This window comes from Streptomyces sp. NPDC034043, assembly GCF_055575675.1.
This window is the reverse complement of record NZ_JBVISF010000031.1, coordinates 1-23,848: the sequence shown is the minus strand read 5'-3', so window position 1 is coordinate 23,848 and position 23,848 is coordinate 1. Positions and strand designations below refer to the sequence as shown.

Genomic DNA, 23,848 nt, shown 5'->3' with positions numbered 1-23,848 from the left:
CCGCACCCACTCCGCATTCGTCAGATCGCCCCGCCCCATGCCCGACCTAACGACCGGACAAGCAGACAGTCACAAGATCCGCCGGACAGGACCTAAGCCCCGCGCCCCTCACCGGTCCGGCCCGCGTTGACCACCACGGCCTGGTGGACTCCGGCGGTCATGCGGCCCATCTGCGGCAGAAACGTACCGAGGTCGACACCGGTCTGCTGGAGACCGACGAGCTGGCGGGCCATCACCGGCCAGTCCGCGCCCTCCATCAGTACGGCTAGGATGTCGTCGCCGATGACGCCGTGCAGCTGGTCGGCCGACCAGCCCGGGGCCATCTTCGATGCGTCCTCGCTCAGTTCCTCCTCCTTGCCGGTGAGGCGTTTCTGGGTGGCGCGGCGTACGGCGTCGGTGACGGAGCCCGGTCCCGCGTTCACCATCCTCCACGCTGAAACCGGAGGCCAGCGGTGGGCGCCCCCGGGTCCTCACCTCTGGGGGGACCCGCCCCTGGCCGCTCTGCTCAGCCCGCCAGCTTGGAGCGCTCTGTCACACCTGTGCGGCGCTCTCCCGGTCACCCACCCCAGCCGTTGCGGCGGAGAGCGGCGCGCACGCGGGCGTACAGCCCTCTCCGTGGGGCTACTTTGCCCGGCCCGCCGTTCCGGAGCGGGTCAGAGTTTGGGAGATCCCTGAAGATGTCGTCAGGATGAACGCCCTTCTCCCGGCGGATCTCGTCTGGTGACTTGTGTTTTCTCTTGGCTCGGCAATCGGCGCAGAGGTGATCCTGGAATCTGACTTCCGAGTGGTTGGGCCCGTAGCAGATCTGACATCGGCGCTGGTTCGTCATGTACACACCATGCCATTGGGGGGTTCCTGGCGGGAGACTGCCGTGGCCGCCTCACACGCCACCGGTGCCCAGGGAGTCCGGCCGCTAGCCCTTGCTACGGGACAAGACCTGCCGTCAAGAAGCGAGACCGAAACACCCCTGTGCGATCTCTCGCTTTCCGACCGCTTGGGGTGAAGTTCCTGGTTCTGATGGCGGCAGATGAGGGGTGATCTCTACGCTCGGACAACAGGGGACCGGTTGGGGCCGGCCAAGGACGAACTGGTGCGGGAGAGTACGTGCTCACCGAAGGCAAGCTGGTACGGGACCGGATTCCTCAGATCATCCGCGCGGACGGCGCCGAGCCGGAGATCTACGTGGCCGACCCGGCCGAGTACCGGCAGCGGCTCCGCGCAAAGCTCACCGAGGAAGTCGCGGAGTACATGGAGGCGGACGAGACCCGCGATCGGGCCTGCGACTCGGCGAGCGCGCGGCCGCGGGCGGCACGTCGTCCAGGAGCACGCGGTCTCGGCCATGGCCGTCGCCCTAACCCAGCTGTTCCTCTACACCGCCCAGCCCGCCCCGGGGTGCAACGTCGGGCAGACATCGCCGGCGCACTGGCGCACGAGGCCGACTGAGACCACCGCAGCGTCCATTCAGGGGCCCGGAGCTGGGCGTATGTCGGTGAGCTGGAGCTCCCAGCTCCCGTAACGGGCGCTTCGGGGCGCGGTCATCCCAGAAGGCTGCGCGGTCAGCGCCGACGGCCGCCGATGCGGCGGTCGTCGGCCAGTGCGGTAAGCGGGCCGAACTCGCGGGCGAGCTGGTTCCACGTCAGAACCTCGCCACAGCGGGCCGGGAACTCCTTCGGGTTGAACTCGGGCATGGTCCAGGTGCCAGTGCCCCGGTCCCGCAGCCACAGGTCTCCGTCACCGTCGACCACAGTCGGCGGGACCGGTACGGGCTCGGCCTGATCGGTGGGATCCCAGGTGACCCGGCCCGGGTGGGAAACGCGGCGCAGCTCGGTGGTGGCCAGCCGCGCGGCCAAGTCACGGGTGGACTCTTCGGCGTCCTTGACCGACGCGAGTCGGAATGCGTCGTCAAGTACGGGCAGGGCTGGATTCTTGCTGCGCTTTGAACTCATACGCTGACTACCTCCAGTGGGGGGCGTCACATCCGTTATGGCACCCCGTAGAGGAACACGGTATCCGAGGCGGGAGCCGGGCCGGCTACGACCACTGTCCAGGTGGAGGCGCTGGCCCACCGGGCGGCGGGGTACCGGCGGTACGCGAGGCCATCGTCGGACAACTCGACGCCTTCGCCGAGGAGACAGGGGCCGCGCTCGGGGCCGATCCCCTGAGCGCGCACTGGGACGCCGACGACGTGACGATGCTCTCCCGGCTCCTGGTGGACCACATGTTCATGACGGCGTCGGCGTTCCTCGCCGCCTCGCTGCGGGGCGAGGACTGGGCGGCCGCCCTCGGCACGGCCCGCCGCCAGCTCCGCCTGATCCATCTGGGGCGGGTGCACTGGGCCGGGTGACGTCGCGGGGCGGCCCGGGGACGCCCATTACGCGGCCGGGTTCCGCGCCGCCTCCGGGTCCAGGGCTACGACCAGGAAGGCGTCCCTCTCCAGGTCCATCACCACGGTCGCCCGCTCGCCCCGCTCCCGGCACCGGGCCGCGTACTCCTCGGCGAACCAGCTTCCGTGCGGATGACCGGCGGGAAAGGAGTCCAGCACCTTCGTAGCGCGCACCGCCACCACCTCCTGAGCGACGAACCGTCCTCACAGGCCGGTGCCCCGAGCCCCGGGGCCCATGCACGTCGCCCGCGGACCGGTCTCGTTCCACAACCGGGGGTTTACGGTCGCCGGACGCGAGCAAAAGAGCGTTCACGACCGAGCCGGTACATCGACGAGAAGGTCCGCATGCCGGGTGAGCCGGTCAGCCGGCTGCGGCGTCCGCCCCCTCCCCGAACTCTCCTCTTTGCCCCCTTGCGTCAGGAATAGGAGCCCGGGGCCGTTGCGGGCCTGCAGTCAGCCTCGGCGGCACGGCGGGCCTCAGCCTGGGCGGCGGCGCGGGCCCACCCGGACTTTTGCCGGTGAACGCGCCGAAGGCGCCCGGCAAAAAGTGGTCCGCGCAGGGGACCTCATCGCGCGGGTGGCCCAAAGGGCCTGCCAGGCCCGTAGGGCGGCGGGCGGGAATCGTGTGGCACCCTGGGCCACGCCCCAGAAGCTAGGGTGGCGGCCCCGCACCGGGCCGCCCCGCAGAACGACCCGTGCGGCCGTGGTCTGCGGCCGTGGTCAGGGCCTGCGCCAGCTCCGCCACTCCGGCGCCCATGCGGATAGCGCGGCCTGTACCTGCGATCTCTCGTTTTCGCGTCAGTAAGCGACCTGGGCATCTCTCACTCAACGACAGTGGATAGACCCCGATCTCTCACATCCATGACAGTGGCCACACACCCCAAAACAGGCCCCGACCAGCAACAACACACGAGAGCCCACTGTCTCAACCACTGAGCGTTTTCAGCTTCGCCACTCAGGGTGACGCCGCGGCCCTCGCTTGAGCCTGGAAGCTCCTCGGCTGGGCCCGCCGGGCACGGTGGGTTGTCTGTGAAAAGTCGCGGGCGGTCACTTCGCTGAGGGGCCGGCCCTGCGCTTAGGGGCGGAAGATGATCGTGGGGAGGGATGGAACGCATGCTCGAAATACCATCCCTGCAAGCTTCTCCGGCCGGTACTTCCCAACCTCCGCAGTGGCGTAGTCGGACGGAGACATCCCTGTAGAGAGGACAGAGGGCATAGGGCGATGAGTGTGGCTGAGAGTTGGTCGCGTGTGATGAGCCTTCTTCGAGAGCACGCGCCGGCCGATCACGCGGATCTGCCGGGGCCCGCTACGGAGCAGACGCTCGCGGCAGCCGAGGAACGGATGGGGATCTCCCTGCATGGGGACCTGCGGACGTGGCTGTTGCAGAACGATCTGGATCTGCCGGAGGAAGACGTCGACGACGAAGTGGCATGCTGCGGCTTCGACGGGTTCCCCGACGAGGGAAGCTTCTTTCTGGGCATACGGGCGATGGAGAGGCTCTACGCGAATCACCCCTTGTCCGGTGGGAGCGAATGGCGCGAGGAGTGGATCCCGTTCCTGTCGGACCGTGACGGCTGGATGGGAAAGTTCATCGACGTGAGGGACGGACGTATCGGCAGATGGTTCGTGGGTGCGCCCACGGTCACCGGCGAGTACGCGTCACTGGCTCACTACTTCGACTCCGTGGCGGAGATGCTGACGAGGACCGGCGCGGGGGACTATCCGGTCTGTTCCGTTGCCGAAGGGCGACTTGTCTGGTCGTGAGACGGTTCCCAACTGGATGACGGCCATTGCCAATCCCTCCTCACCCTGGAACGGCAATGAGATTCATCAGCGTTGACGTTCCAGGGTGAGGACGGCTGCGGCGATGACGGTCATCCGGTTGGGGCTCCAGCGGGCCCGGCGCAGGATCTGCCAGGACTTGAGTCGCGCGATGCTTCGTTCGACCGGTGCTCGTGCCGCTGACAGGGCTTGGTTGATCGTCTGCTGGGTTGTGGTGAGGTCCTGGCCGGGAAGACGCGCTCGTCCGGGACCGGGAGCGGATCGCGGAGGAGAAGCGCATCGCCGCCCTCCACCCGTCCCACCCGCCTGTGATCCGCTGCTGACGCGCGGCACGCGGGCGGGCTGATCGGCGGGCCTAGCCTCGGATTCGGGCCCCTTCTCGGGCGGCCGACCACGCTGCGTACGGGATGCCACCGAGCAGCCCGGCCGCGACGGCGGCCGATGCCCACATGGCGCCCGTCGCCATGTGGGGGCGTGCTGGTTCTCGGGGCTGCCGGCGTGGGCTTCTCCCGGTCGAGCAGCGCGAGCGGGTTGAGGGCTCGCACGTTGGCCGTGGCCCGCTCGCCGGGGCGCGCCCCTGAGGCACCCGAAGCCGCAGGACAGGCCGGCAAGACACCGAGGCCGAACTGGAAGAGGGGCACCGCGTTATTGCGTCCGAGCAGGCACCTTCCCCGACCGGTCCAGCCGGACCCGCTGCCCGGAGCCCAGGCCCGGCTCGTCCGCCGGGCCCCGGCCACAGCCTGATCAGACCCCGGACGGGGCGCCGGCGGCGGCAGCGCTCCGGCTACGGGGCCAGGTCTGAGCACCAGAGCATGCGTTCAGTGGACGCGGACGACCGTGACCACCGCGTGGCGCGTGGTCCCGGCCGCTACCTCGACCACCAGGCCGGCGGCTGCCTGCCGGTACGGCTCCTCGTCTGCGGTGCGGGCCGCCACGCCACCGCCTGCCGCCCGGAGGTACAACGCGACCTGAGCGGCCAGCGGCGCGGTCAGCTGCTGGGAGCGGGCAACCCTCCCGCCCGGCAGCACGAGAACCAGGTGGCGGGGCCGCGCCGGCGTGCCGGTGAAGCCGATGACTTCGGCGTCCACGACTTTGGAGTGCCTCACCTTTTGCCAGATCCGCTGTCCGCCGCGGTACGGGGAGAGGGCCCGCTTCCCGACAATCCCCTCTATCCCCTGTTCCTGGAGCGCGTCGTACCAGGTCAGAGCCGTATCCCGGTCATCCGTCGCGGGTACCGGCTGGATGGGCGGTCCTACGTCTTCCAGGAGTTCGAGGAGGAGCTGGCGGCGCTCAATGTACGGGCGCCCGGTCACGGGGTCGAGGTCTGGATGGACCAGGAGATCTAACGCCGCATACGAGGCGGGAAGGGCCGCGGCGAGTTCCCGAGCCCGGGCTAGGGACGAGGCGGCCCGGGCCTGCACCGCCGAGAGGTCGATCGCACCGTCCCGCCAGATCACCGCCTCCCCATCCAGTACGGTCCCCGGGCGCAGCGCGTGCTGCGCAGCGACGGCAAGGTCCATCCACGACGGGGTCACCACGCGGCCCGAGCGCGCGTACAGAACGACGGAGTCGGTAGTGCGGCGAATCGAAGTACGATGCCCGTCGAACTTAGGTTCGAACCATCAGCCCGGGCCGGACGGCAGCACGGGTACGGCCTGGGCAAGGGCGAGGCCCTCGGCGAGGCGGACATCTTCGAGTTCCAGCGCCGGGCCGGCCCCGACTCCGACAACGTCGACCTCGAACCTCGACCTCGACAACACACTGCTCGTCGAGTGGCGCGGCGCCGGCCCATCGGCGACGCCAGCCGCGCCCTGGACATGAGTCCTGGACGGCCGCACCTCTAGCGGGCCGCGACCGTGCACACCCAGGGTAGCCAGCTGGCCACCGACCGCGCGGTGCCGGTCAAGACGATGGCAGCGCTCGATGCCTTGACCCGGCCCGGCACCATGGCGTGCACCGGGTGCGACGCCACCGAAACCATGCTGCCGATCCTCCGCCACGGCCAGGACACCGTGCCCAACCCCGGCGACTGGACCGGCGTTGCCGGTGAGTAGCTCTCCAGAATCGTCACGAGGTCCCGTCCGGTTGAAAGACCGGGCGGCGGGATCTCGGCGTTTTCGGGAAGCGTGGCGGCCGTGGTCGAAAAGCGACTCTAGGATGATCAACTGATGATCGCTCAGCGGGGAGAAGAATCGTGAGATTTGCCTGGCAGGACACACCGGGGCAGGTTCGGGACGCGGCCACCTTCATAGGTCTGCCGAACCCCGTGCTGTGGTCCGGGCCCCCGATCCGGGAGGGCGACCTCGCCGGATGGATGGGCGAGGTCAAGTACTTCACCCGGATCGAGATCGACTCCGTCATCACCCTGCACAGCCGCTCCGGCACCCCCTTCGAGCTGTACGGGCGGGGCAGCGACTTCCTCAACCCGGTGCGGATGGCGCGCTATGTGCCCTGCGTGATCGAGGCGGAGAACGCCGAGGAGAACCCGAAGGTCCTCGCCCTCGCACGCACCGCGTGGCGGGAGCACGTTGACGCCGTCGCACAGCGCTTCGGGGCTCCCGTCCGCGTCGCGGAGGACGACGACGAGGACTTGGAGGCGATCTGGCGTCCGGCCGGCGCCGAAGGCCCGGACCTGCGCCTGTGGTTGAACGCCACGCAGGTCCTGGTCCCGGACAGCCCGCTGTACACCCGCCTTCCCGGCCGCGCGCTGATCCGCCTCGACGCGCACGCCCCGGAGGACATGGCCGGCGTCACACCCCGCCCGGTCGACAAGGCCAACGACGTGCCGGAGTGGATCCCGGACTGGTACCAGCAGCACGCGGTCGATCTGGCGCGGGCCGAGTACGAGGCGTTCGAGGACGAGGAGCGCGTCGTCGACCGGGTTCGGCACGCCCTTGGCGGCGCAGTCGCCGACGGCGGATCCGTCCTCGACCTCCTCGGGACCCTCGTCGACACGCCCTTCGAGGTCCGGCCGGAGACCGACTCGTACAGCTCGCAGCACATCTTCCGGCACCCCGACGCCCCCCAGGGCCGGCTGCCCGCCCTCCACGTGGCGCACGTGATCAGCGTCCTCGCCAACCACGAGCAGGCGGGCTCCGCCCGTACGGCGCAGTCGGTGGAGCCGGGCCTGACCCTCCACCATCTCGACCTGTTCAATCCCCGGGTGCAGAACTCCCTCGGCGTCACCGGCCGGGAGGCATGCGGGGTGTGGCGACTGACCCGCGCCGGGTTCGAGAAGTCGATCACCGGCAAGGCGTACATGATCACCCCGGCGGACGTGCTGGAACGCCTGCGCGCCGCAGTGCTCGCAGCCGGGACCCCCGAAGAGGGTGAGTCGCCGTCAGAATGACCGATGACGGGCCATGAGGGTGGGACGGTCCAGGCGTGGCAGGCGCTGGGCGGGGCGGCGGAAGCGGTCGGGCGGGGGCGCTAGGCGGTGTCTTCAAATGATCATCACTGGTGGATCATGGTGTCGTGATACGTCGCCATGAACTGTCCGATGTCGAGTGGGAGTTCGTCAGGCCGTTGCTGCCCGTGTCGTTGCGGGGGCGGAAGCGGCTGGACGACCGCAGGGTCCTGAACGGATCGTGTGGAAGTTCCGGACCGGGACGGCCTGGCGGGACGTGCCCGAGCGTTACGGTCCGTGGGCCACGCTGCATACGCGTTTCCGCAGGTGGGTGGCGGACGGGAGGTTCGACCGGATGCTGCGGGCTGCTCAGGCGAAGGCGGACGCGGCGGGCGACATCGAGTGGCTGGTGTCCGTCGATTCCACGGTCGTCCGGGCCCACCAGCATGCGGCGGGGGCTCGAAAAGGGGGCTCCGCGACCCGGCCATCGGCCGGTCCAGAGGCGGTCTGACTAGCAAGATTCACCTGGCCTGCGACGGCCGGGGCCGGCCGCTCGCCTTCGTCGTCACAGGCGGCAACACCAACGACTGCACCCGGTTCGCCGCCGTGATGGAAGGGGTCCGGGTGCCCCGGATCGGACCGGGACGACCACGCACCCGGCCCGATCACGTCCTGGGCGACAAGGGCTACAGCTCAAAGGCGATCCGCGCCTGGCTCCGCCGTCGGGGCATACCCCACACGATTCCCGAGCGGGCCGACCAGGTCGGAAACCGGGCCCGGCGAGGCAGCCGAGGTGGCCGCCCGCCGGCCTTCGACCGCGAGGTCTACAAGCACCGCAACGTCGTCGAACGGTGCTTCAACCGCCTCAAGCAGTGGCGCGGCATCGCCACCCGCTACGAGAAAACCGCCCAGTCCTACGAAGCGGCCGTCACCCTTGCATCCGTCCTGATGCGGGCGGCGGGCGCGAGCTCACCGGTGAGCAGGTCACAGCGGACAGGCTTACGGACAGGCGTACCACGCCGAGGTCCAGCTCCGTGAGGCCCGCCCGGTAATCGGCCGCGTGCCGGCTGCTGAGCAGGACGGGCATCACACGGCTCGATATGGTCGCGCAGAACCAGTCGAACCGGCCCTCGCGAGCCCGATGACGTCTGATGCGACCAGTGTTCCCACGCGATTCCCCGTACCTTCGACCTGGCAGGAGCCCGCCCCTCACCCGCGCCGATGAGCCCCCGGCCCCGGGCATGCGACTCAGGGCCAGAGCAGTTCCGGTCCGCACCGCAATTTACGCTGGAACCGGCGGTCGGCGCGGTGAGCGGCCCCCGGTCGTCACCCGTGGGCACCTGCCCCTCCCCCACTGCGCAGGTGCCCACCCCAGCATCGGCGGGCGGCACTATCCCATGGCTGCGGCCGGGCCCCCGCCGAACCGGGGGACGTCCTCCATTGCCGCGTCCAGACGCAGGCACACGTACCGGATCGGATGCCGGTAGACACCACCGCGGTCGACGGAGGTTTCGGCGCTGATCTCCGCGATGAGGCCGGGCTGGCCAAGGGTGGTGTCGAGGACGTCGCGGGCGCCCCACACCGACGAGAACGTCACACCGGTCCAGGGATGGCCGGAGTCGGCGGGGGTCAGGTGCTCGGCGAGCTCGCGGGCCGCGTCGGGACGCAGCGGGACCGTGCGGCCGACGGACGGAGGCGTCCGGTCGGGTCGTGACGGCCGAGGATGAGCGGGAGATCAGCCCGGCGCCCGCCATCTCCGGGGCGGGCGGTCCGTTGTCTCTGCCCTCCCGTTTGGGCCGGGTTTCTTGACGACCGGCGGGCCGGTCCAGGCTGCGACAGTCGTCGGCCGCCAAGGCCGGCGCGGCAAGGAAAGGCAAACGATGCCGCAAGCGGGACACGCGACCGGCCCGGCGCCCGCGCCGGGCCAGCAGACGCTCAGTGCGGCAGAAGAAGCGGCCCGAATGGACGCGGTGCGCCGCTATGACAGTCCGCACCGGGGACGGCGGTGGTGCGCACCGCTCCCATCGGGCGGTGGCCACCCGATGGGCGCACCGCACCGCACCGCACCGCACCGCACCTGTGACTTTGACTCGTATCAGGCCAGAGAGGACGGGACCGGCTGCTGGTGAAAGGAACGCTCTGGTTCGTAGTTGGCCACAACTTTGACGGCTACCTGGCCAGTCCGGGGTGTCGCAGCCAGAGCCCGCGCCCTCGGCTTCGCCTCGGCGGGACGGACACGGGCGGCAACGTTCAACCGCCCTGTGGAGCCCCGACCAGACCGGCGTCTACCCCAAGAGCTTGCCCACATTGATGTCCATGCCCCGGAGCTGCGCAAATTGTGGGGCGCCCGGCAGGCCCAACGAAATCGGGCCGACGCTCAGACCTGTGTCAGCACTGGCCGGTACGGCGAGAGCGCCGAAGATCGCGAGCGTTCCGAGGACGACAGCAGCGAGACGACGCATTGGCGGCCTTTCACTTAGGGCAGTCGATTCACTCGCAGGGCTTCCCGGCTTTCCCCGCAACATTCGTCTTGTCACCCGTCTGCGCCTGCGTCACCCCATTGGGTGCCGGGCCAACGGTGGCCCGCCGCTCACCAGCCGCCCGGCGAAGGACAGGGTCCGGTCGGCGTGCAGCAGGATCCCGTCCTTCCTACGGACGGTGTCTTCGTAGTGCCCCACTTGAGCCGGGGCCGGCGCCAGCGCGACAACTGATCCGCGAACGGCTGCGGCCGGCGGTGATCCACCTTGTGCGACTCTCGGCTGACGTCTGGTCAGCCGCGCGGGCGATTAGGCGGCATCGATCTTGCGGCCTTGGGATGACGACCGGGCGGCTGTCAAAGCTAAGGATGGGTCGCGTTCCTCCAGTCAACTCCCCTTCGCATAAAAGGAGATCGTCATGGCTTCGCTGTCGCTGTCTGCTCGGCGCACCGCCACCGCTACCGTCGCGGCCCTGGCGGCCGGGCTCACCCTGTGCACCTCGTCCATCGCCTCGTCCGCCGAGCAGCGCACGGACCACCGCCGGCCGGGCGCGGCGCGGATTGTCGGCAGCGGGGACTTCGTACTGCCCTACCTGAGCGACAACGATGTACGCTCCTTCAGCTTCGACGCGGTGGCCGCCCCGTACAGCACCCCGCGGCCCGGGCTTCCCACGGGGCTGCCCGTCGACGCGCGGGGCACGGTACGCATCTCGCACCACTCGGCTGACCAGAACGTCACCTATACCTTCGACGGCCAAGTGGAGTGCCTGGTCACCGGCCCGAACACGGCGACGGTCACGGCCCTCATCACGAAGGTCAGCCACGAGGAGACCGGCCTGCTCGGCAAACGCGTCGGACTGAGCGTGCACGACGGCGGAAAGGGCGGCAAGGCCGATCGGGTGGGCTTCTCGTGGAACGGGGTGAACCTGCTGCCGAACGGTGAGGACGCCGAGGTCGGCACCTGCATGGCCCCGGCCCCGTACGCCCCCGTCGTCAAGGGCGGCTACACCGTCACCCACGCCGAACTGGCACCGCTCCCCCGCCCGTAGAAGGCGTGCACCACGGCCCGCACCCGCTACGAACGACGCGCCGACCTCCCCGGGCCGGGGCGCGCCGGGTCGGGGCGCGCCCGCGGCCGCCGGTTTGCGGCCCCCTGGCGACATGTCACAGGAGATGGGTCAGGTCGTACAGACGCTGATGCCACCAGTTGCCCCTGCGGTGCGGCTGCCGGTGGGCGAACGGGTCGGGGAGGGTCCTGCGTCGCAGCGCGTCGTCCAGACCGGCCAGCAGGGCCTCCAGCTCCCGACGCGGCCAACGGGGAAGCCTGCGGACGACCCGCCCGGGCGAAGCTCGAAGGGGTCGGTGGCTTTGGCGTCGGCGCCGTTGTCGCCGCGGCCGCCGACCTGCCGCGCGTCCGTGCAGCCGTCGCGGCGCCTCAGGTCCCGCACCGCGAATTCGAACGCCCGGTGATGGAGAGAGTCGAGCTGTCCGAGGGCGTAGCGCATGCCGCTCGCCCGTACGTGCTCCCGCCGGGCGGTCTCCCTGCGCCGCCACGTCCAGGCTCCGGCTCCCGCGGCGGCCACGAACAGTGCGGCGGCCACGATCCTGGGGTGTGCGGCCAGCCACCGCAGCGCGGTGACCGCCAGGCTGAGCCCGACCGTGGCCGGAGCGCGGCGAGGACGACCTGCTCCATGCGCTGGTTCTTCCGCCGCCGTGGCCTGCTGGGCCGGCGGCGGGAGCGCCGGGCCGGACGGCGGCCGCTCACCTGCCCCGCCCGGGGAAACCAGCGTCAGAACGACAGGGGGCCGCCTGCCGTGGGGGATGCGGTTCGCCGGTCACTGGCCGGCCTGGAAGAGCTCGTCCAGCGCCCTGGTGGTCGATGGCGGGGCGGCGGTGGACGAGATGGTGACCGTTCATGGCGCGGACGGATGGGGCGGCGCTGGGAACGCCGTGTCGCGGCGGCGCGAGCGTGCCTGGCCCGGCAGGGCATGCTGACGGGGGTGTCCCGCAGCCACGTCGGGACGGTCGTGCACGAGGGCCAGGAACACGACGTGAAAGCCGAGGTGGGACTGAGCAGCCAGCGCGGCCGGCGCGCGCAGCTCCCCGGGCAGGCCTGCGGTAGTCGCCGAATCAGCAGCGCAGTGACAGCGGTGCGCCGCTCGGGGCTGGCGCGATCCGGCGGCTCAGCAGAGTTCGTGTCGTGTGCCGTCGGCGACGGCGTGGAGCTTGTCGGGGTTGGCCACGTTGTGGATGGTCGAGATGCGGCCTTCGGGGTCGAAGTCGAAGGTCAGCGTGGCGATCACGCGGTCGGGCCCTCGGAAGACCACGCCGGGGCCGCCGTTGATCCAGGTGAGTTCTGTCCGCATCCGGTCGGGCGCGATGCCCTGGTAGGTGACGGTGCCGAGGGCGGCAAACCAGCGGGCCACGGTCTCCAGGCCGACGACCGGCTTGAGGGCCTGGCGGACCTTGCCGCCGCCATCGGTCCACAGTGTCACGTCCGGGGCGAGCAGCTCCATGAGAGTGTTGATGTCGCCGCCCGACGCCGCCGCGAAGAAGCGCTCGGTGACGTCGTACTGGCGGGCACGGTCCGCGGCGAAACGGGGTCGGCGGGCCTGGACGTGTTCGCGGGCGCGGTGCGCGGCCTGCCGGACCGCCGGCTCCGAGCGTTCTACCGCTGCCGCGATCTCCCCGTAGCTGAAGGCGAAGGCCTCCTTCAGAACGAAGACCGCGCGTTCGAGTGGGCTGAGCGTCTCCAGGACGACCAGCAGTGCCGTGGAGACCGAGTCCGCCGTGGCGACGCTGTCGGCGGTGTCCGGGCTCGTGAGAATCGGCTCGGGGAGCCATGGGCCGACGTAGGTCTCGCGCTGGTGGCGGGTCGAACGGAGTCGCTCCATCGACAGGTTGGAGACGATCCGGGTCAGATACGACTTGGGGTCGGCTACCTGAGAACGCTGGGCCGCCGACCATTTCAGCCAGGCGTCCTGGACCACATCCTCGGCGTCGGCGGCGGAGCCGAGGATGCGGTAGGCGACGGAGAAGAGCAGCGTGCGGTACTGCTGGAAGGCGAGCTGCTCGGGACTGGTCTGCAGCGGCTGGGTCACTTGGCGCTCCTGATCCGGGTGTAGCGGCCGCCGTGCGGCCAAAGGGCGCCCGAGGCGGGCATCTTCTTCATGCGGGCGAAGGTGGGCCACGGTGCGGCGGTGACCGTCTCCTTGTACTTCGCCGCCCGTTTGCCGGTCAGCACGATGCGGCGCGGGCTGTCGTCGGGGCGGGTGAACTGCACGACGGCGTCGTTGCGGCCGAGGCTGACGGGGGTGTGGTAATAGCCGAAGCGGAAAGGCTTGGGTTCCTTGCCGGCCCGCACTCGCAGGATGGACAGGGCGGCGTGCACGCCGGTGGGCATGCCGCTCTGGCAGGTCCCGTGCATCACGCCGTAGCCCTGACGGATCGCCGCCGCGTCGCCCACGGCATAGACGTCCGGGTGGGAGACCGATCGCAGCGCGCTGTCGGTGACCACGCGGCCGCGCTCGTCGACGGTCAGGCCCGCGGCGGCGGCCAGCGGCGAGACCCGCGTGCCGCTGGTCCACAGCACCGCGGCCGCCGCGATGCCGGAGCCGTCCGCGAGCTCGACGCCGTTCGGTAGCACCTTGACCACCTCGACGCCGCTGCGTACACGCACGCCGAGCCGGGCGAGCGCCGCGTCAAGGTGGGCCTTGGCCTTGGGGTGCATGTTCGCGCCCGGCTCCTGCCGGCCCAGCAGCACCACCTGGAGCTCCGGATGCCGCTCGGCGATCTCCGCCGCGGCCTCGATGCCGGTGAGGCCGCTGCCGCCGACCACGACGGTCCCGCTGTCGAGCCGGGTCAGCCGGTCGGCGAGGAGAGCGGCGTCCTGCGGGCTGTTGAGGGTGGAGGCGTGGTCGTCCACGCCGGGGACGTCGACGGTGTCCGCGACGCTGCCGAGGCCGTAGACCAGGGTGTCGTAGCGCAGGACCCGTTCGTCGTCTATCCGTACGGTCCTTGCCCCGGCATTCACGGCGGTGACCCAGCCGCGCACGAAGCCGGCGCCGGTGCCGTCCAGCAGCTCCGGTATGTTCATCTCGGCCGTCTCCTGGCCGGTGGCGGTCATGTGCAGTCGGAGCCGCTCGGTGAAGGTGTCGTACGGGTTGACCAGCGTCACGCGCAGGTTCCCCTGCTTCCTGGTCCGGGCCGCGAGCTGGATCGCGGCCGAGAGCCCGGCATAGCCGGCGCCCAGGACCAGGACTTCGTGCTGCTGCGCTGCTGTCGCGTTCATCGCTGTGCCTCTTTCGTGTGGTTCGTTTCCGCCGTGCGGACGACCACCAGACGCAAGCTGCCTTTCCGTTCGTGACACGGGGCGGATGTGACCCGCATCACCCGATGAAGAGAGAACGGGTGTGCCGCGGCAGCACCGCCAGCCGCGACGCAGCATTCAACCATGATCGAACTGGCTTCACGTGACCGAGATCAGGCGCGAGAGCCGTAACGTCGCGGGAAGTGCAGTTGCGGTGGCTGACCGCACTGCTCGAACCGTCACCGTCAGCGGCGGGCCGCGGCTGTCGGTCAGAGTGTGCCAAGGCCCGAACACAGCGGCAGCGGATCACCCGGACGTGCCCGCACGAGCAACACCCTTCGGGCTATATGCGGGCCTACATTGCGCTGCATGATCGATGCTTGTGCTGCCGGCCCTGTGCTGCCCCCGTTCGTTCAGGAACGGGTGGAGGCTTTCCACGCCAACGGGATCCGGGGCCGGTGGTCAGGCCGTCACATCCTGCGCGGCCGACGTCTGCCGGGTCCGGACTCCACCGTCGTCGACAGCAACGACTACCTGCGCCTGGCCGGCGACAAACGCGTGGTGGACGCCGTGACCGAGTCCCTCCATGCCATGCGGGGAGCGCGACTGGCCTCGGCGGTGCTGCTGTATGAGGAGCACCCGCAGACGGCGCTGGAGCGACAGCTGGCCCGGTACCTCGGTTCGGGGGCGGGCGTTTTCTGCCAGTCGGGGTTCGACGCCAACGTCGGTCTGCTGCAAACCCTGGCCGGGCCCGAGGTACCGGTGTACGTGGACGCGCTGGCCCACATGTCGCTGTGGGCGGGGGCGCAGGCGGCAGGCGCCCAGGTGCGGCCCTTCCTGCACAACGACGTCGCCCACCTGGCCCGCCGTATCGAGGAGTACGGGCCTGGTGTGATCGCGGTCGACTCGATGTACAGCGTGTGCGGCAGCCTGGCGCCGCTGGCAGCGTTGTGCGAGGTGGCCGAGGAGACCGGCTGCGTCCTGGTCGTCGACGAAGCGCACTCACTGGGCACCCACGGCCCGGCCGGTGCGGGCATGGTCGCGCAGGCCGGACTCGCGGCGCGTGTGCATTTCCGCACGATGAGCCTGTCGAAGGCGTTCGCGAAGCGTGCCGGCTACATCACCTGCCCGGACGAGGACTTCGTCGAGTACTTCAAGATGACCTCCTACCCGGCCGTCTTCGCCTCCACCCTGGTGCCGTCCGACCTGGTGCAGATCGCCGCCACCCTGGACGTCGTCCGCGCCGACGAATGGCGCCGCACCCGCCTGCGGGAAGTCGCCGCCACCCTGCGCGAAGCGCTCACCGGCCTCGGGTACGACCTTCGGGGTTCGGGGGCCCACATCATGTCGCTGCCCACCGGCCGGGACGAAACAGTCATCCAGGTACGCGACATCATGGAAGAACACGACGTGTTCGCCTCCGTCTTCTGTCCCCCCGCCACCCCCCGCAACCGCACCGCACTACGGCTCTCCCTGCACTGCGACCTCACCGACCACGACATGGACCGCATCCTCCACGCCGCCGAGACCGTTCGCCCCCTGTGCACCCCGCCCACCACCTGACCTCAGAACCACTCACCGGCAAGCCCACGACACCAAGCTTCCCCGCCCCAGCAAAAGCCGGCGCTTTGCTGGTAAACCCGCCACGCGAGTGGCCCAGGCCCCCGCCTCGGCCTACCCCTTGCCGGTGGCCGAGCCGCGCCCGCGGATACGGACGACATCAACCATGAACTGGGGCGGAGCACCGACCGCGCCCGCGCAGGTCACAACCCCGGGACCCTGCAGCCTGTCGCCCCTCGCCACCAGCACCAAACGCGCCAGCAAGGCCCTCTTCACAATGCGCTCTCGACAAACGCGCATGAATAGGGTTCAGCGATTGTTCCATCACTTAACGTGGCCTGCTGTCGCTGGGGCGGCGCTCCTGCGGCTCGAAGTGAGGGTCGCTGGCGGCATACCCCCTGGAAGGGGCTCCGGGGCTCAGCGCCCTCCTGGCATCCTGCGCCAGGGCACTGCCACCGCCGCCCAGTGGGCTCCGCGCAGGTGAGTTCCAGCATCCCTGCTCGACGGGTCGGTGCACGATCAGCTGCATTGCGTCACTCCTGGGAGGGACATCCCGGCCGGAACCGGCCCAGCGGGAGGTGGTGAGGTTGATGATCGTCGGCATGACATCCTCCCTCAGTCGCCGTCGTCTGCTCAGCCACGCTGCGGCGGCTGCCGGCATGGGGCTGCTCGCGACCGGCCCAGCAGCCACCCGTGCAACCGCCACCGCGAAGCCATCTGGTCAGGCCCCGCCGGTGCTGCCGACGATCGGCCAGCAGTACACCCTCAGTTGCAACGGCTTCGGGGCAACACTGGTCGTGAATCTCCCACCGCCGCTGCCGACACTGAACTTCATCGGTTCCCGGGTCGTGAGGGTCGAAGTCGGTGGCGCCGACTTCGTTCGCCTGCGGACCGTCGACTTCGCGATGGACGCGGAACACCCGCGGTTCGGGAAAGTGACCCTGCGGCTACCGGACATCGATTCCTCCCCGGACAGCCTCCTCCAACTCACCCCTAACGGGCTCACCGAGACGTGGACCCAATCGATGGCCCTCACCTTCGAACGCTCAGGTGACATCGAGGGCCCGTTCTCCTACGAGACCCTTGAGCCGGGGAAGTGGATCGCCAACCACATCCTGTTCCCGCCACCGCCCCAGAAAATGAACCCGGACGGGTCATCCACCGGGGGCACCAAGTACGTGCTGCAGGCGCCGATCAAATACGGCCACGACTCCACAGAGGCTGCCCAGCTCCGGGGATTCGACGTCAACCAAGGCGTCATCCTGGGCTAATGCCGCTGCCCAAGACCCGCTCCGCGGACTCGGAACCCGACGGGCACACGCGAGGGGAAGCACCCGACTGTACGGTCCGGGGACCTTCGCGCATGCCCGGCGGCGACGTACAAGGCGTACTCCTGGCCCTCAGTGCGGTCGAGGCGGAACCAGTCGGGCATCTCGCGCACGAAGGCGTCCGCGCTCGGCCAGGCCGGCGAGACGTGAACTTCGCGGACGGTGTCGATCAGGTCGGGGAAGCGGCCCTCGCGCCGGGCCCTGAGCCAGCTGCGCGGACAGCCGGCGGTACATCGGCGGCGTGTGCGGCAGCACGCCCTCGGCGGCGAGGCGGTGCGTCACCTGCCGCAGCGTGACCTTCAGCGGCGCGTACCCGTCCACGATCTCCCGAGCGCGGTCCACGACGAGGGGCCACCGGATCCGTCCACGGGCCATACCGGTGCATGAGACACGACCCCCACCGCGGCCGTAATTTCACACCACAACGGCTGCACGCCGACACCACATAGGACACGGTCTTATTACACCGCTCGGACCACGCCGAGTGAAACGGCTTCGAGGTTGAGGGCCCTGCCCTTGGTGCCGAGCTCGACCAGACCAAGCTGTCCAGAGTCCCTAGGCCCGTGGTACTGCCAGCCGATGTTCTCTACATGGGACCAGCCCTCCAGGGCGTAGTACCCCGCGTCATCGAGCCAGATGGCCGCGGCTTCCATTGGCTTGGCCATTCCGGTGGTACCAACGGTGACTTCCCCGCCGTCCTCGTCACATCCTCCGTACAGATTGCCGAAGTCGCGGATGTGGGCGGTGGCGCAGAACCGCCCGGCGCCCACGATGTGAATCTTGAGGGCTTCGATTGCTCTGCTCTGTCCTTCTGTTCCGGCGTAGTAATTGCTGCCACAGAACCAGTCTCCCCAGCCAATGCCGGCTACGTGGGCTTTGACGCACGCGTATATGCCCTCGTTGGCGGTCTGGGTCCCAACTATCGACGGGGATGCGCCGGATCCGGCTGAGATGGAGTTGGTAGGGCTCGGAGGAACTGCAGCCTGGCTGGTGCCGGCGGCAGTCATGACCGAGGCGGCCACTGTGCCGAAGACAAGCAGGGAACGAAGGGGACGCATCACGGGGTTTCTCCAAACAGGCCTGGGCCGGTTCGGTGCGGTCGGCGGACGCCGTCCGCACCGAACGAGAACGATCACCACGCTATGACCGAAAAGATCGCTTGACCCAGGGCAGCACATGCCAGCAAGGGGACCGAACGCGCCACCAGGGGACGCTCCACGCCTGCTCGGCATGCCCCCCGCCCAATACGCACACCTGCTCGGCCTGGCACCCGAGCACCTCAAAATGACGACCTCTGCCGAACACCCGCGGCCACCAGCATCCGCATCACAGAACTCACAACCCTCCACACCCCTTGGACCGAACTGTCCCTGCTACTTGCACAGCAATCGGCCATCGGCACCCTCGGAGTCTGGGACTACCTGATCACCTCCGCGCCTACCCCGCACGAAGAGATCCAGGACGCCGCCGCCTACTTCGCCACCGTCGCCGACTCAGGCACCCTGCACATCAGCGAAGACGGCCAGCAGATCACCATCAGCCACATCAACCAGGCCGATCTGACCTACGACGCCGCTTGCGCCGTCCGTGCCTACGCGCTCGGCCTCTACCAGCGACGTCTGAGCGAAGCCGCGCAACGCCGCCTCGTTCCCGTCCGCGTCACCCTCGCCGCCGCAGCCCCACGCCACCACCACGCCCTGACCGAGCTCTACGGCACCCGCACCATCGACTTCGAAGCCCCCGTCAGCTCGATCACCTTCCTCGCCACCGACCTCAACGCCCCCACACCACGCACGCAACCCGGCTTGTCCACCGTGCTCCGAAGACACGCCCAACAGACCCTCGCCGCAGCAGTCCCCCTCCACAACTGGCTCGACCTATTCCGCACCGCCCTCGCCTCCATACACGACGAGACCACACCCACTCTGGCCACAGTTGCCCGGCGCCTGGCCATCAGCTCACGAACCCTCCAACGCACCCTCGCCGAACACGGCACCACCTGGAGCAACGAACTCGAGACGTTGCGCCGAGACCACATCACGCGCCTGCTCCGCAGCACCGACCTCAGCATCGACGCGATAGCCAGCCGCAGTGGCTACGCCGACGCCCGCGCCCTGCGCCGCGCAGTCCAACGCTGGTACGGCACCACACCCGCCACCCTCCGCCGCACCGGCCACCCGTCGAGAACCCCCGCCAGCCCCGCCCAGACCAACAACGAATGAGCCCTCCGCCCCCGAGGCCACGGCGCCCGGCTGGGCGACTGCCTGCGGGTCTGTCGGCGAAGCCGGAGAAGCTGTTCGCCCTGCAGGGTGCCGGGGAGCGGTTCGCGGTACCATGTCTCCGCTGCAGTGGCGCAAGACTTCCTGGGGCAGTAGCCGGGCCTGGAAACGACGATGCCCCCGGTCCAGAGCGCGGGAACCGGGGGCCATTCAGTTGTGCACTCACCGTACGCATACGGGGCGCCGTGTTGGTAATGCCCGCACATGACGAACCCGCCGGGTCCGGACCGCTGCCGGGGGCGGGGTGCCGTCACGGGTGCCGGCGGTCAGGGTTTGACGCAGCGCTGTTCCATCAGGTCCATGTAGGCGTCGCCCATTTCGTCGCGGGACACGGTGATGCCGTCCTTGTCGTACGCGGGCTCGGAGAGATCCGCGATGACGAGCTGCTTGGTCTTGGCGGGTCCGAACAGCAGGTAGCCGTTGCACAGGCTCCTCGTCTGCTCGCGCGCCATCTTGTCCCACGTGCTAGCGACGGCCAGCGTCAGGATGACCTTCTTGGTGGTCTCCCGGCGCTTGACCAGCTCGGCCGCGCTGGGCTCGCTCTTGGTCGGCGAGGGGGTGGGGGCGGCGCTGACGGGCGCGGGGGTGGTGGGGGCTGGAGCGGACGCGGTGGTAGCCGCACCCTTGTCGAAACCTTCCTTCGCGCTGCCGGAACCGATCGCTGCACCCAAGCCGAGGATGAGGACGAGACCGACCGCACCGCCGCAGCCTATGCCGACCTTCTGCACGGTGCTGAGCTTCTTCTTCGGCTCCGGCGCCTGGCCCCAGGAACCGGGCTGGGGATAGCCGTAGCCGGGTGGGGGCTCCGGTGGCGGCGATCCCGGCGGCGGGGGTATCTGTTCCGGGCTGGGCGGCGTGGACACGGCGGGGGCCTCCGGAAAATGGAAATTGTCTTTCGGTATATGGAACCCGCGAACCTTAGACCTTGAACGCCGATCAATCCAGACAGGTCCAGAACGTGAAACAGCCCCCGCCGGACCGGAGTTGCCGGTTTGGCGGGGGCTTTCATGTCGTACGGGTCAGGTGTGCCTCTTGCTGGTCGGGTAGACCTCGCGTTCCAGGTCCCACCGCAGCGGCACCCGAAACCTCCTTGAAGGAGGTGTCGGCCTTCAGCCGGGCCAGGTGCGCACCGAGGAGTGCGGGGCCGCCCTGGTCGCGGATCTGGTCCATGCGGGCCCCGAGCAGGGGCCCGGGGCGGGAGCCGACCAGGAAACCGACCCGCGTCTCGGGCAGCACGTCCTTGACGAGTCCGACGATCGTGGCGTGCGCGAGCCGGTTGACGCCGAGCTATTCCAGCGCCTTCGCGCGGTCGCCGAGGTCCAGGTCCCGGGGCACGGTCAGCCCCTCGGTCAGCGGGGGCCCCAGGAACGCTTCGCGTACGTACTCGCGGGCGGCGCCCACAGGTCGGCGGCCTCCCGCACCGGCGCAGCGGCGGGGACGGGGGGGGCGGGCCCGGGTGCACCCGGGCCCGGGCCCGGAGCCGGTGCGGGTGCGGGTGCGGGTACGCGTCCCGCCGCAGGCGCGCCCCGTGGGTCGTCGCCGGAACTGCCCAGGCGCGAGGCCAGAACGTCCCGGGCCGGCGGCGCGGCAGCAGGGGCCGGGGCGGCGGGCGCCGGGGTCGCCGGGGCGGCGGCGGGTGCTTTGGCGGCGGCCGCGGTGGTGACGGCGGCGACGGACCTGGTCGACGCCCGCTCCGTCCGCGTGCGCGTCGAGGAGAATCCGGGCGACGTCGACGCTCCTCGCGTCGAGCCGGCTCATCGCGGCCGCGATGAGCCGGCCAGGCCGGGGAGGCAAGGATCGCGTCGCGTACCAGGCCCTCAGGCATCGTCACCTTTGGTCCGATGGCCATCAGCAGCAGCCTACTCACCAACATGAGCTGAACGAGGCCAGGTTTCCCCCGTGGCAGGACCTGGCCCCAGTGGGTGCACGCTCAGCTGACGGTTCCGCAGCCGTAGTTGCCGCTGGAGGAGGTGTAGTCACAGGCCATGAACCGCACGTTTGCGACGTCGGTGTGATGGCCTGCGGTGCTGTCATAGTCCCCCGGAGCGCTCGCTATCGTCCTCCAGCCCGAGTCGACCCACAGGCCCGTGCTGGCGTTCCACTGGTCGTAACGAACCCGGAGATGGGCGGTGGTGTCGCAGCTCGTGCGGTAGACCGAGAGAGTCCACCACGCCTCGTACGCATGCCGGCCAGCGTGGGAACCGGTCCGGCTGTACCTGTAGTCGCCGGATGCGTACGCGCATCCCGAATTGCTTGATCCGTCGATCTGCCACTGCGGGCTGGCGCTCGCGGGCGCCTGCGCGGTGCCCACTGCCAGGGCGGCGGTCACGGCGATGAGGGTGAGATATATGCCGACTCGTGTGGTCACATGCCCTCCCGAGTATGTGGTGGCCGCCACACCCGACGGCCGGTTCCGAGTGAAGTCTCTTCCCCAGCCCGCACAGCCACAACGGAGCCAAACCAGCCTCGGCAGAGGGAAACTGGCCTACAACGGTGGCGATCACCTGACAGAACATCGGCAGATCCTCGGCGAGTGAGAGGCGGTGCCCCCCTGGCGAGCCCGCCTGCTGTCCCAACTCCTCCGGGCGACACCGGAACGCGCCGGCGTCTCGAGGACGTGCAGCGTCGTGCCTGGCGCCGCCGCTAGTGCTGTGACCGCATAGGTTCACCGGGTTGCTCGTTGTGCTGGTTGGAAGCGATGTCGCTTCCAACCAGCAGGGGAGGCGGGATGGCACCACCGGTCAAGGTCCGGAGGCTGACAGAGCAGGAGGGGCAGAAACTCCAGCAGATCGTTCGGCGGGGCAGTACGAGCTCGGTGCGGTTTCGGCGGGCGATGATGCTGCTGGCCTCGGCCGGCGGCAGCACGGTCCCGGTGATCGCGCGTCTGGTCCAGGCGGACGAGGACACCGTCCGAGACGTGATCCACCGCTTCAACGAGATCGGGCTCGCGAGCCTCAACCCTCAGTGGGCGGGAGGCCGTCCCCGCCTGCTAAGCAGTGACGACGAGGACTTCGTCATCCAGACGGCCACCACCCGCCCGACCGTGCTGGGCAAGCCCTTCACCCGCTGGTCGGTCCGCAAGCTTTCCGACCACCTGCGCCGGAACATAGCCAGGCCCGTCCGGATCGGCCGCGAGGCACTGCGGTGCTTACTGGCCCGCCGGGGGATCACTTTCCAGCGGACGAAGACCTGGAAGGAGTCTCCGGACCCGGCCTTCGACGCCAAGCTGGCCCGGATCGAGTACGCGGTCAACGAGCGTCCAGACCGCACGTTCGCCTTCGACGAGTTCGGGCCATTGGGCATCCGCCCCACCGCAGGCTCCTGCTGGGCCGAAGAGAGCCGCCCCGCCAGGCTGCCTGCCACCTACCGCCGCATCCACGGCATCACCTACTTCCACGGTTGTTACTCCGTCGGCGACGACAAGCTGTGGGGTGTCAACCGGCGCCGCAAGGGCATCGACCACACCTGGGCCGCCCTACGGTCGATTCGAGCAGCCCGCCCGGACGGCGCCCCGATCTACGTGATCCTGGACAACCTCTCCGCCCACCTGAACTGGAAGATCCGCAGGTGGGCGGCCAGGAACAAGGTCGAGCTGTGCTTCACGCCCACCTACGCGTCCTGGGTCAATCCCATCGAGGCCCACTTCGGGCCGCTGAGGCAGTTCACCCTGGCCAATTCGAACCATCCGAACCACACCGTCCAGACCCGGGCCCTGCACGCCTACCTGCGCTGGCGCAACCAGAACGCCCGCCACCCCGACGTCCTGGCCGCCCAACGCCCGCGAACGCGCACGCGTCCGCGTCCGCAGGGAACGAGGTCTCCGCTGGGGCGGCAGGCCACTGCCGGCCGCAGTCTGACCCCGCTCAACCCGGCCAGAGCACAGCATTAGTCGTCGAACTCGAAGCCCGAAGCCTCCGCACGGACAATGATGTCGCGGACTGCCTCGGGGCTCGTGATGACGGATTCGACAGCCGTCTTGAGTCGCTCAAGGTCGCTCGAACTGCCGGCCGCGCAGAACATGCCAGCCTCGCTGTCGAAATCGACGTGCTCGGCAATATCCGGCCAGGCAAACCGCACGAGACCCTCCCAGAAGTACCCGTTCGGCTCGTGCCCGGCGGCAACTACTGCGGCATCGGCAGCCAGGCCGCCGGTATCCAACGTCAGCGAGTGCTCGCCATCGAAGTCATGGAAGTGAATGGTCACGGCGCGATCGTCTCACCCAGCATGCGAACCGTTCGTCCGGGTCCCTCATAGCCCTCGAACCCGGTGAACCTTCCCGGTCACAGCACTAGGTCCTGTCCGGCGGATCTTGTGACTGTCTGCTTGTCCGGTCGTTAGGTCGGGCATGGGGCGGGGCGATCTGACGAATGCGGAGTGGGTGCGG

Annotated in this window: 23 protein-coding genes and 4 pseudogenes; 13 read left to right on the top strand and 14 right to left on the bottom strand. The window is 69.6% G+C overall.

The window, feature by feature from the left end; genetic code table 11:
* Positions 1–92 precede the first annotated feature (92 nt).
* Entirely contained in the window at positions 93–425 is a 333-nt protein-coding gene (locus tag ACZ51S_RS34035; RefSeq protein ID WP_468963111.1) for a hypothetical protein, read from the bottom strand.
* Positions 426–1,104: 679 nt separating this feature from the next.
* On the opposite strand from ACZ51S_RS34035, the gene ACZ51S_RS34030 reads away from it, so the two are divergent.
* Positions 1,105–1,443, top strand: coding sequence for a nucleoside triphosphate pyrophosphohydrolase (locus ACZ51S_RS34030; protein ID WP_468963109.1), 339 nt, complete (start codon positions 1,105–1,107; stop codon positions 1,441–1,443).
* A 113-nt stretch (positions 1,444–1,556) separates the two neighbouring features.
* On the opposite strand, the gene ACZ51S_RS34025 is transcribed toward ACZ51S_RS34030, so the two are convergent.
* A complete protein-coding gene (locus ACZ51S_RS34025) occupies positions 1,557–1,946 on the bottom strand; it encodes a hypothetical protein (protein WP_468478957.1) in 390 nt (129 codons plus the stop codon).
* A gap of 239 nt (positions 1,947–2,185) precedes the next feature.
* On the opposite strand from ACZ51S_RS34025, the gene ACZ51S_RS34020 reads away from it, so the two are divergent.
* Complete coding sequence (locus ACZ51S_RS34020) at positions 2,186–2,344, top strand: hypothetical protein (RefSeq protein ID WP_468478544.1); 159 nt, start codon at positions 2,186–2,188, stop codon at positions 2,342–2,344.
* 27 nt (positions 2,345–2,371) lie between these two features.
* Here the strand turns inward: ACZ51S_RS34020 and ACZ51S_RS34015 are convergent, their stop codons facing one another.
* Positions 2,372–2,557 carry a hypothetical protein gene (locus tag ACZ51S_RS34015; protein WP_468963107.1) on the bottom strand — a complete coding sequence of 62 codons (186 nt, stop codon included), beginning with the start codon at positions 2,555–2,557 and terminating at the stop codon, positions 2,372–2,374.
* A 1,048-nt stretch (positions 2,558–3,605) separates the two neighbouring features.
* Between ACZ51S_RS34015 and ACZ51S_RS34010 the strand changes: the two genes are divergently transcribed.
* Positions 3,606–4,148, top strand: coding sequence for an SMI1/KNR4 family protein (locus ACZ51S_RS34010; protein ID WP_468963105.1), 543 nt, complete (start codon positions 3,606–3,608; stop codon positions 4,146–4,148).
* A 66-nt stretch (positions 4,149–4,214) separates the two neighbouring features.
* Here the strand turns inward: ACZ51S_RS34010 and ACZ51S_RS34005 are convergent.
* Together ACZ51S_RS34005 and ACZ51S_RS34000 are read right to left on the bottom strand one after the other, a co-directional pair.
* Positions 4,215–4,412: pseudogene (locus tag ACZ51S_RS34005) on the bottom strand (transposase family protein); the annotation flags it as partial.
* A 572-nt stretch (positions 4,413–4,984) separates the two neighbouring features.
* Positions 4,985–5,725: an ATP-dependent DNA ligase gene (locus tag ACZ51S_RS34000; RefSeq protein WP_468478981.1), complete on the bottom strand. Its 741-nt coding sequence runs from the start codon at positions 5,723–5,725 to the stop codon at positions 4,985–4,987.
* A 36-nt stretch (positions 5,726–5,761) separates the two neighbouring features.
* On the opposite strand from ACZ51S_RS34000, the gene ACZ51S_RS33995 reads away from it, so the two are divergent.
* From ACZ51S_RS33995 to ACZ51S_RS33980, 4 genes and pseudogenes are all read left to right on the top strand, one after another.
* Positions 5,762–6,010 carry a hypothetical protein gene (locus tag ACZ51S_RS33995; RefSeq protein ID WP_468963103.1) on the top strand — a complete coding sequence of 83 codons (249 nt, stop codon included), beginning with the start codon at positions 5,762–5,764 and terminating at the stop codon, positions 6,008–6,010.
* Between the two features lie 12 nt (positions 6,011–6,022).
* Entirely contained in the window at positions 6,023–6,220 is a 198-nt protein-coding gene (locus tag ACZ51S_RS33990; protein WP_468478953.1) for a hypothetical protein, read from the top strand.
* Positions 6,221–6,360: 140 nt separating this feature from the next.
* Complete coding sequence (locus ACZ51S_RS33985) at positions 6,361–7,515, top strand: hypothetical protein (protein ID WP_468963101.1); 1,155 nt, start codon at positions 6,361–6,363, stop codon at positions 7,513–7,515.
* 128 nt (positions 7,516–7,643) lie between these two features.
* Positions 7,644–8,550: pseudogene (locus tag ACZ51S_RS33980) on the top strand (IS5 family transposase).
* A gap of 352 nt (positions 8,551–8,902) precedes the next feature.
* Here the strand turns inward: ACZ51S_RS33980 and ACZ51S_RS33975 are convergent.
* On the bottom strand, positions 8,903–9,109 hold the full coding sequence (locus tag ACZ51S_RS33975) for a hypothetical protein (RefSeq protein ID WP_468963099.1): 207 nt from the start codon (positions 9,107–9,109) through the stop codon (positions 8,903–8,905).
* Positions 9,110–10,407: 1,298 nt separating this feature from the next.
* On the opposite strand from ACZ51S_RS33975, the gene ACZ51S_RS33970 reads away from it, so the two are divergent.
* Positions 10,408–11,037 (top strand): hypothetical protein, encoded by a 630-nt coding sequence (locus ACZ51S_RS33970; RefSeq protein WP_468889252.1) that lies wholly within the window; start codon positions 10,408–10,410, stop codon positions 11,035–11,037.
* 129 nt (positions 11,038–11,166) lie between these two features.
* On the opposite strand, the gene ACZ51S_RS33965 is transcribed toward ACZ51S_RS33970, so the two are convergent.
* The 3 genes from ACZ51S_RS33965 to ACZ51S_RS33955 all read right to left on the bottom strand — a co-directional run bounded on the left by ACZ51S_RS33965 (position 11,167) and on the right by ACZ51S_RS33955 (position 14,279).
* Positions 11,167–11,589: a hypothetical protein gene (locus tag ACZ51S_RS33965; RefSeq protein WP_468963098.1), complete on the bottom strand. Its 423-nt coding sequence runs from the start codon at positions 11,587–11,589 to the stop codon at positions 11,167–11,169.
* A gap of 582 nt (positions 11,590–12,171) precedes the next feature.
* Entirely contained in the window at positions 12,172–13,089 is a 918-nt protein-coding gene (locus ACZ51S_RS33960) for an RNA polymerase sigma-70 factor (RefSeq protein ID WP_468478947.1), read from the bottom strand.
* Complete coding sequence (locus ACZ51S_RS33955; RefSeq protein ID WP_468963096.1) at positions 13,086–14,279, bottom strand: NAD(P)/FAD-dependent oxidoreductase; 1,194 nt, start codon at positions 14,277–14,279, stop codon at positions 13,086–13,088. Before ACZ51S_RS33955 ends, ACZ51S_RS33960 begins: the two co-directional genes overlap by 4 nt.
* Before the next feature lie 387 nt (positions 14,280–14,666).
* Between ACZ51S_RS33955 and cqsA the strand changes: the two genes are divergently transcribed.
* Both cqsA and ACZ51S_RS33945 read left to right on the top strand, forming a co-directional pair.
* Positions 14,667–15,860 (top strand): alpha-hydroxyketone-type quorum-sensing autoinducer synthase, encoded by a 1,194-nt coding sequence (gene cqsA / locus ACZ51S_RS33950; RefSeq protein WP_468963094.1) that lies wholly within the window; start codon positions 14,667–14,669, stop codon positions 15,858–15,860.
* A gap of 587 nt (positions 15,861–16,447) precedes the next feature.
* Positions 16,448–17,128 carry a hypothetical protein gene (locus ACZ51S_RS33945; protein WP_468804641.1) on the top strand — a complete coding sequence of 227 codons (681 nt, stop codon included), beginning with the start codon at positions 16,448–16,450 and terminating at the stop codon, positions 17,126–17,128.
* Between the two features lie 518 nt (positions 17,129–17,646).
* Here ACZ51S_RS33945 and ACZ51S_RS33940 read toward each other — a convergent pair.
* Complete coding sequence (locus ACZ51S_RS33940) at positions 17,647–18,192, bottom strand: hypothetical protein (RefSeq protein ID WP_468963092.1); 546 nt, start codon at positions 18,190–18,192, stop codon at positions 17,647–17,649.
* Positions 18,193–18,429: 237 nt separating this feature from the next.
* Between ACZ51S_RS33940 and ACZ51S_RS33935 the strand changes: the two are divergent.
* Positions 18,430–18,909 (top strand): annotated as a pseudogene (locus ACZ51S_RS33935) (AraC family transcriptional regulator ligand-binding domain-containing protein); the annotation flags it as partial.
* A gap of 90 nt (positions 18,910–18,999) precedes the next feature.
* Positions 19,000–19,407, top strand: coding sequence for a helix-turn-helix domain-containing protein (locus ACZ51S_RS33930; RefSeq protein WP_468804661.1), 408 nt, complete (start codon positions 19,000–19,002; stop codon positions 19,405–19,407).
* Between the two features lie 323 nt (positions 19,408–19,730).
* Here the strand turns inward: ACZ51S_RS33930 and ACZ51S_RS33925 are convergent, their stop codons facing one another.
* The 3 genes from ACZ51S_RS33925 to ACZ51S_RS33915 form a co-directional block, all read right to left on the bottom strand.
* A complete protein-coding gene (locus ACZ51S_RS33925) occupies positions 19,731–20,327 on the bottom strand; it encodes a hypothetical protein (RefSeq protein WP_468804634.1) in 597 nt (198 codons plus the stop codon).
* 142 nt (positions 20,328–20,469) lie between these two features.
* Positions 20,470–20,700, bottom strand: a complete 231-nt coding sequence (locus ACZ51S_RS33920; RefSeq protein ID WP_468804631.1) for a hypothetical protein — start codon at positions 20,698–20,700, stop codon at positions 20,470–20,472.
* 694 nt (positions 20,701–21,394) lie between these two features.
* Positions 21,395–21,793, bottom strand: a complete 399-nt coding sequence (locus tag ACZ51S_RS33915; RefSeq protein WP_468478939.1) for a hypothetical protein — start codon at positions 21,791–21,793, stop codon at positions 21,395–21,397.
* A gap of 399 nt (positions 21,794–22,192) precedes the next feature.
* On the opposite strand from ACZ51S_RS33915, the pseudogene ACZ51S_RS33910 reads away from it, so the two are divergent.
* Positions 22,193–23,321: pseudogene (locus ACZ51S_RS33910) on the top strand (IS630 family transposase).
* 28 nt (positions 23,322–23,349) lie between these two features.
* On the opposite strand, the gene ACZ51S_RS33905 reads toward ACZ51S_RS33910, so the two are convergent.
* Complete coding sequence (locus ACZ51S_RS33905) at positions 23,350–23,667, bottom strand: Imm51 family immunity protein (protein WP_468478938.1); 318 nt, start codon at positions 23,665–23,667, stop codon at positions 23,350–23,352.
* Positions 23,668–23,848: the final 181 nt, after the last annotated feature.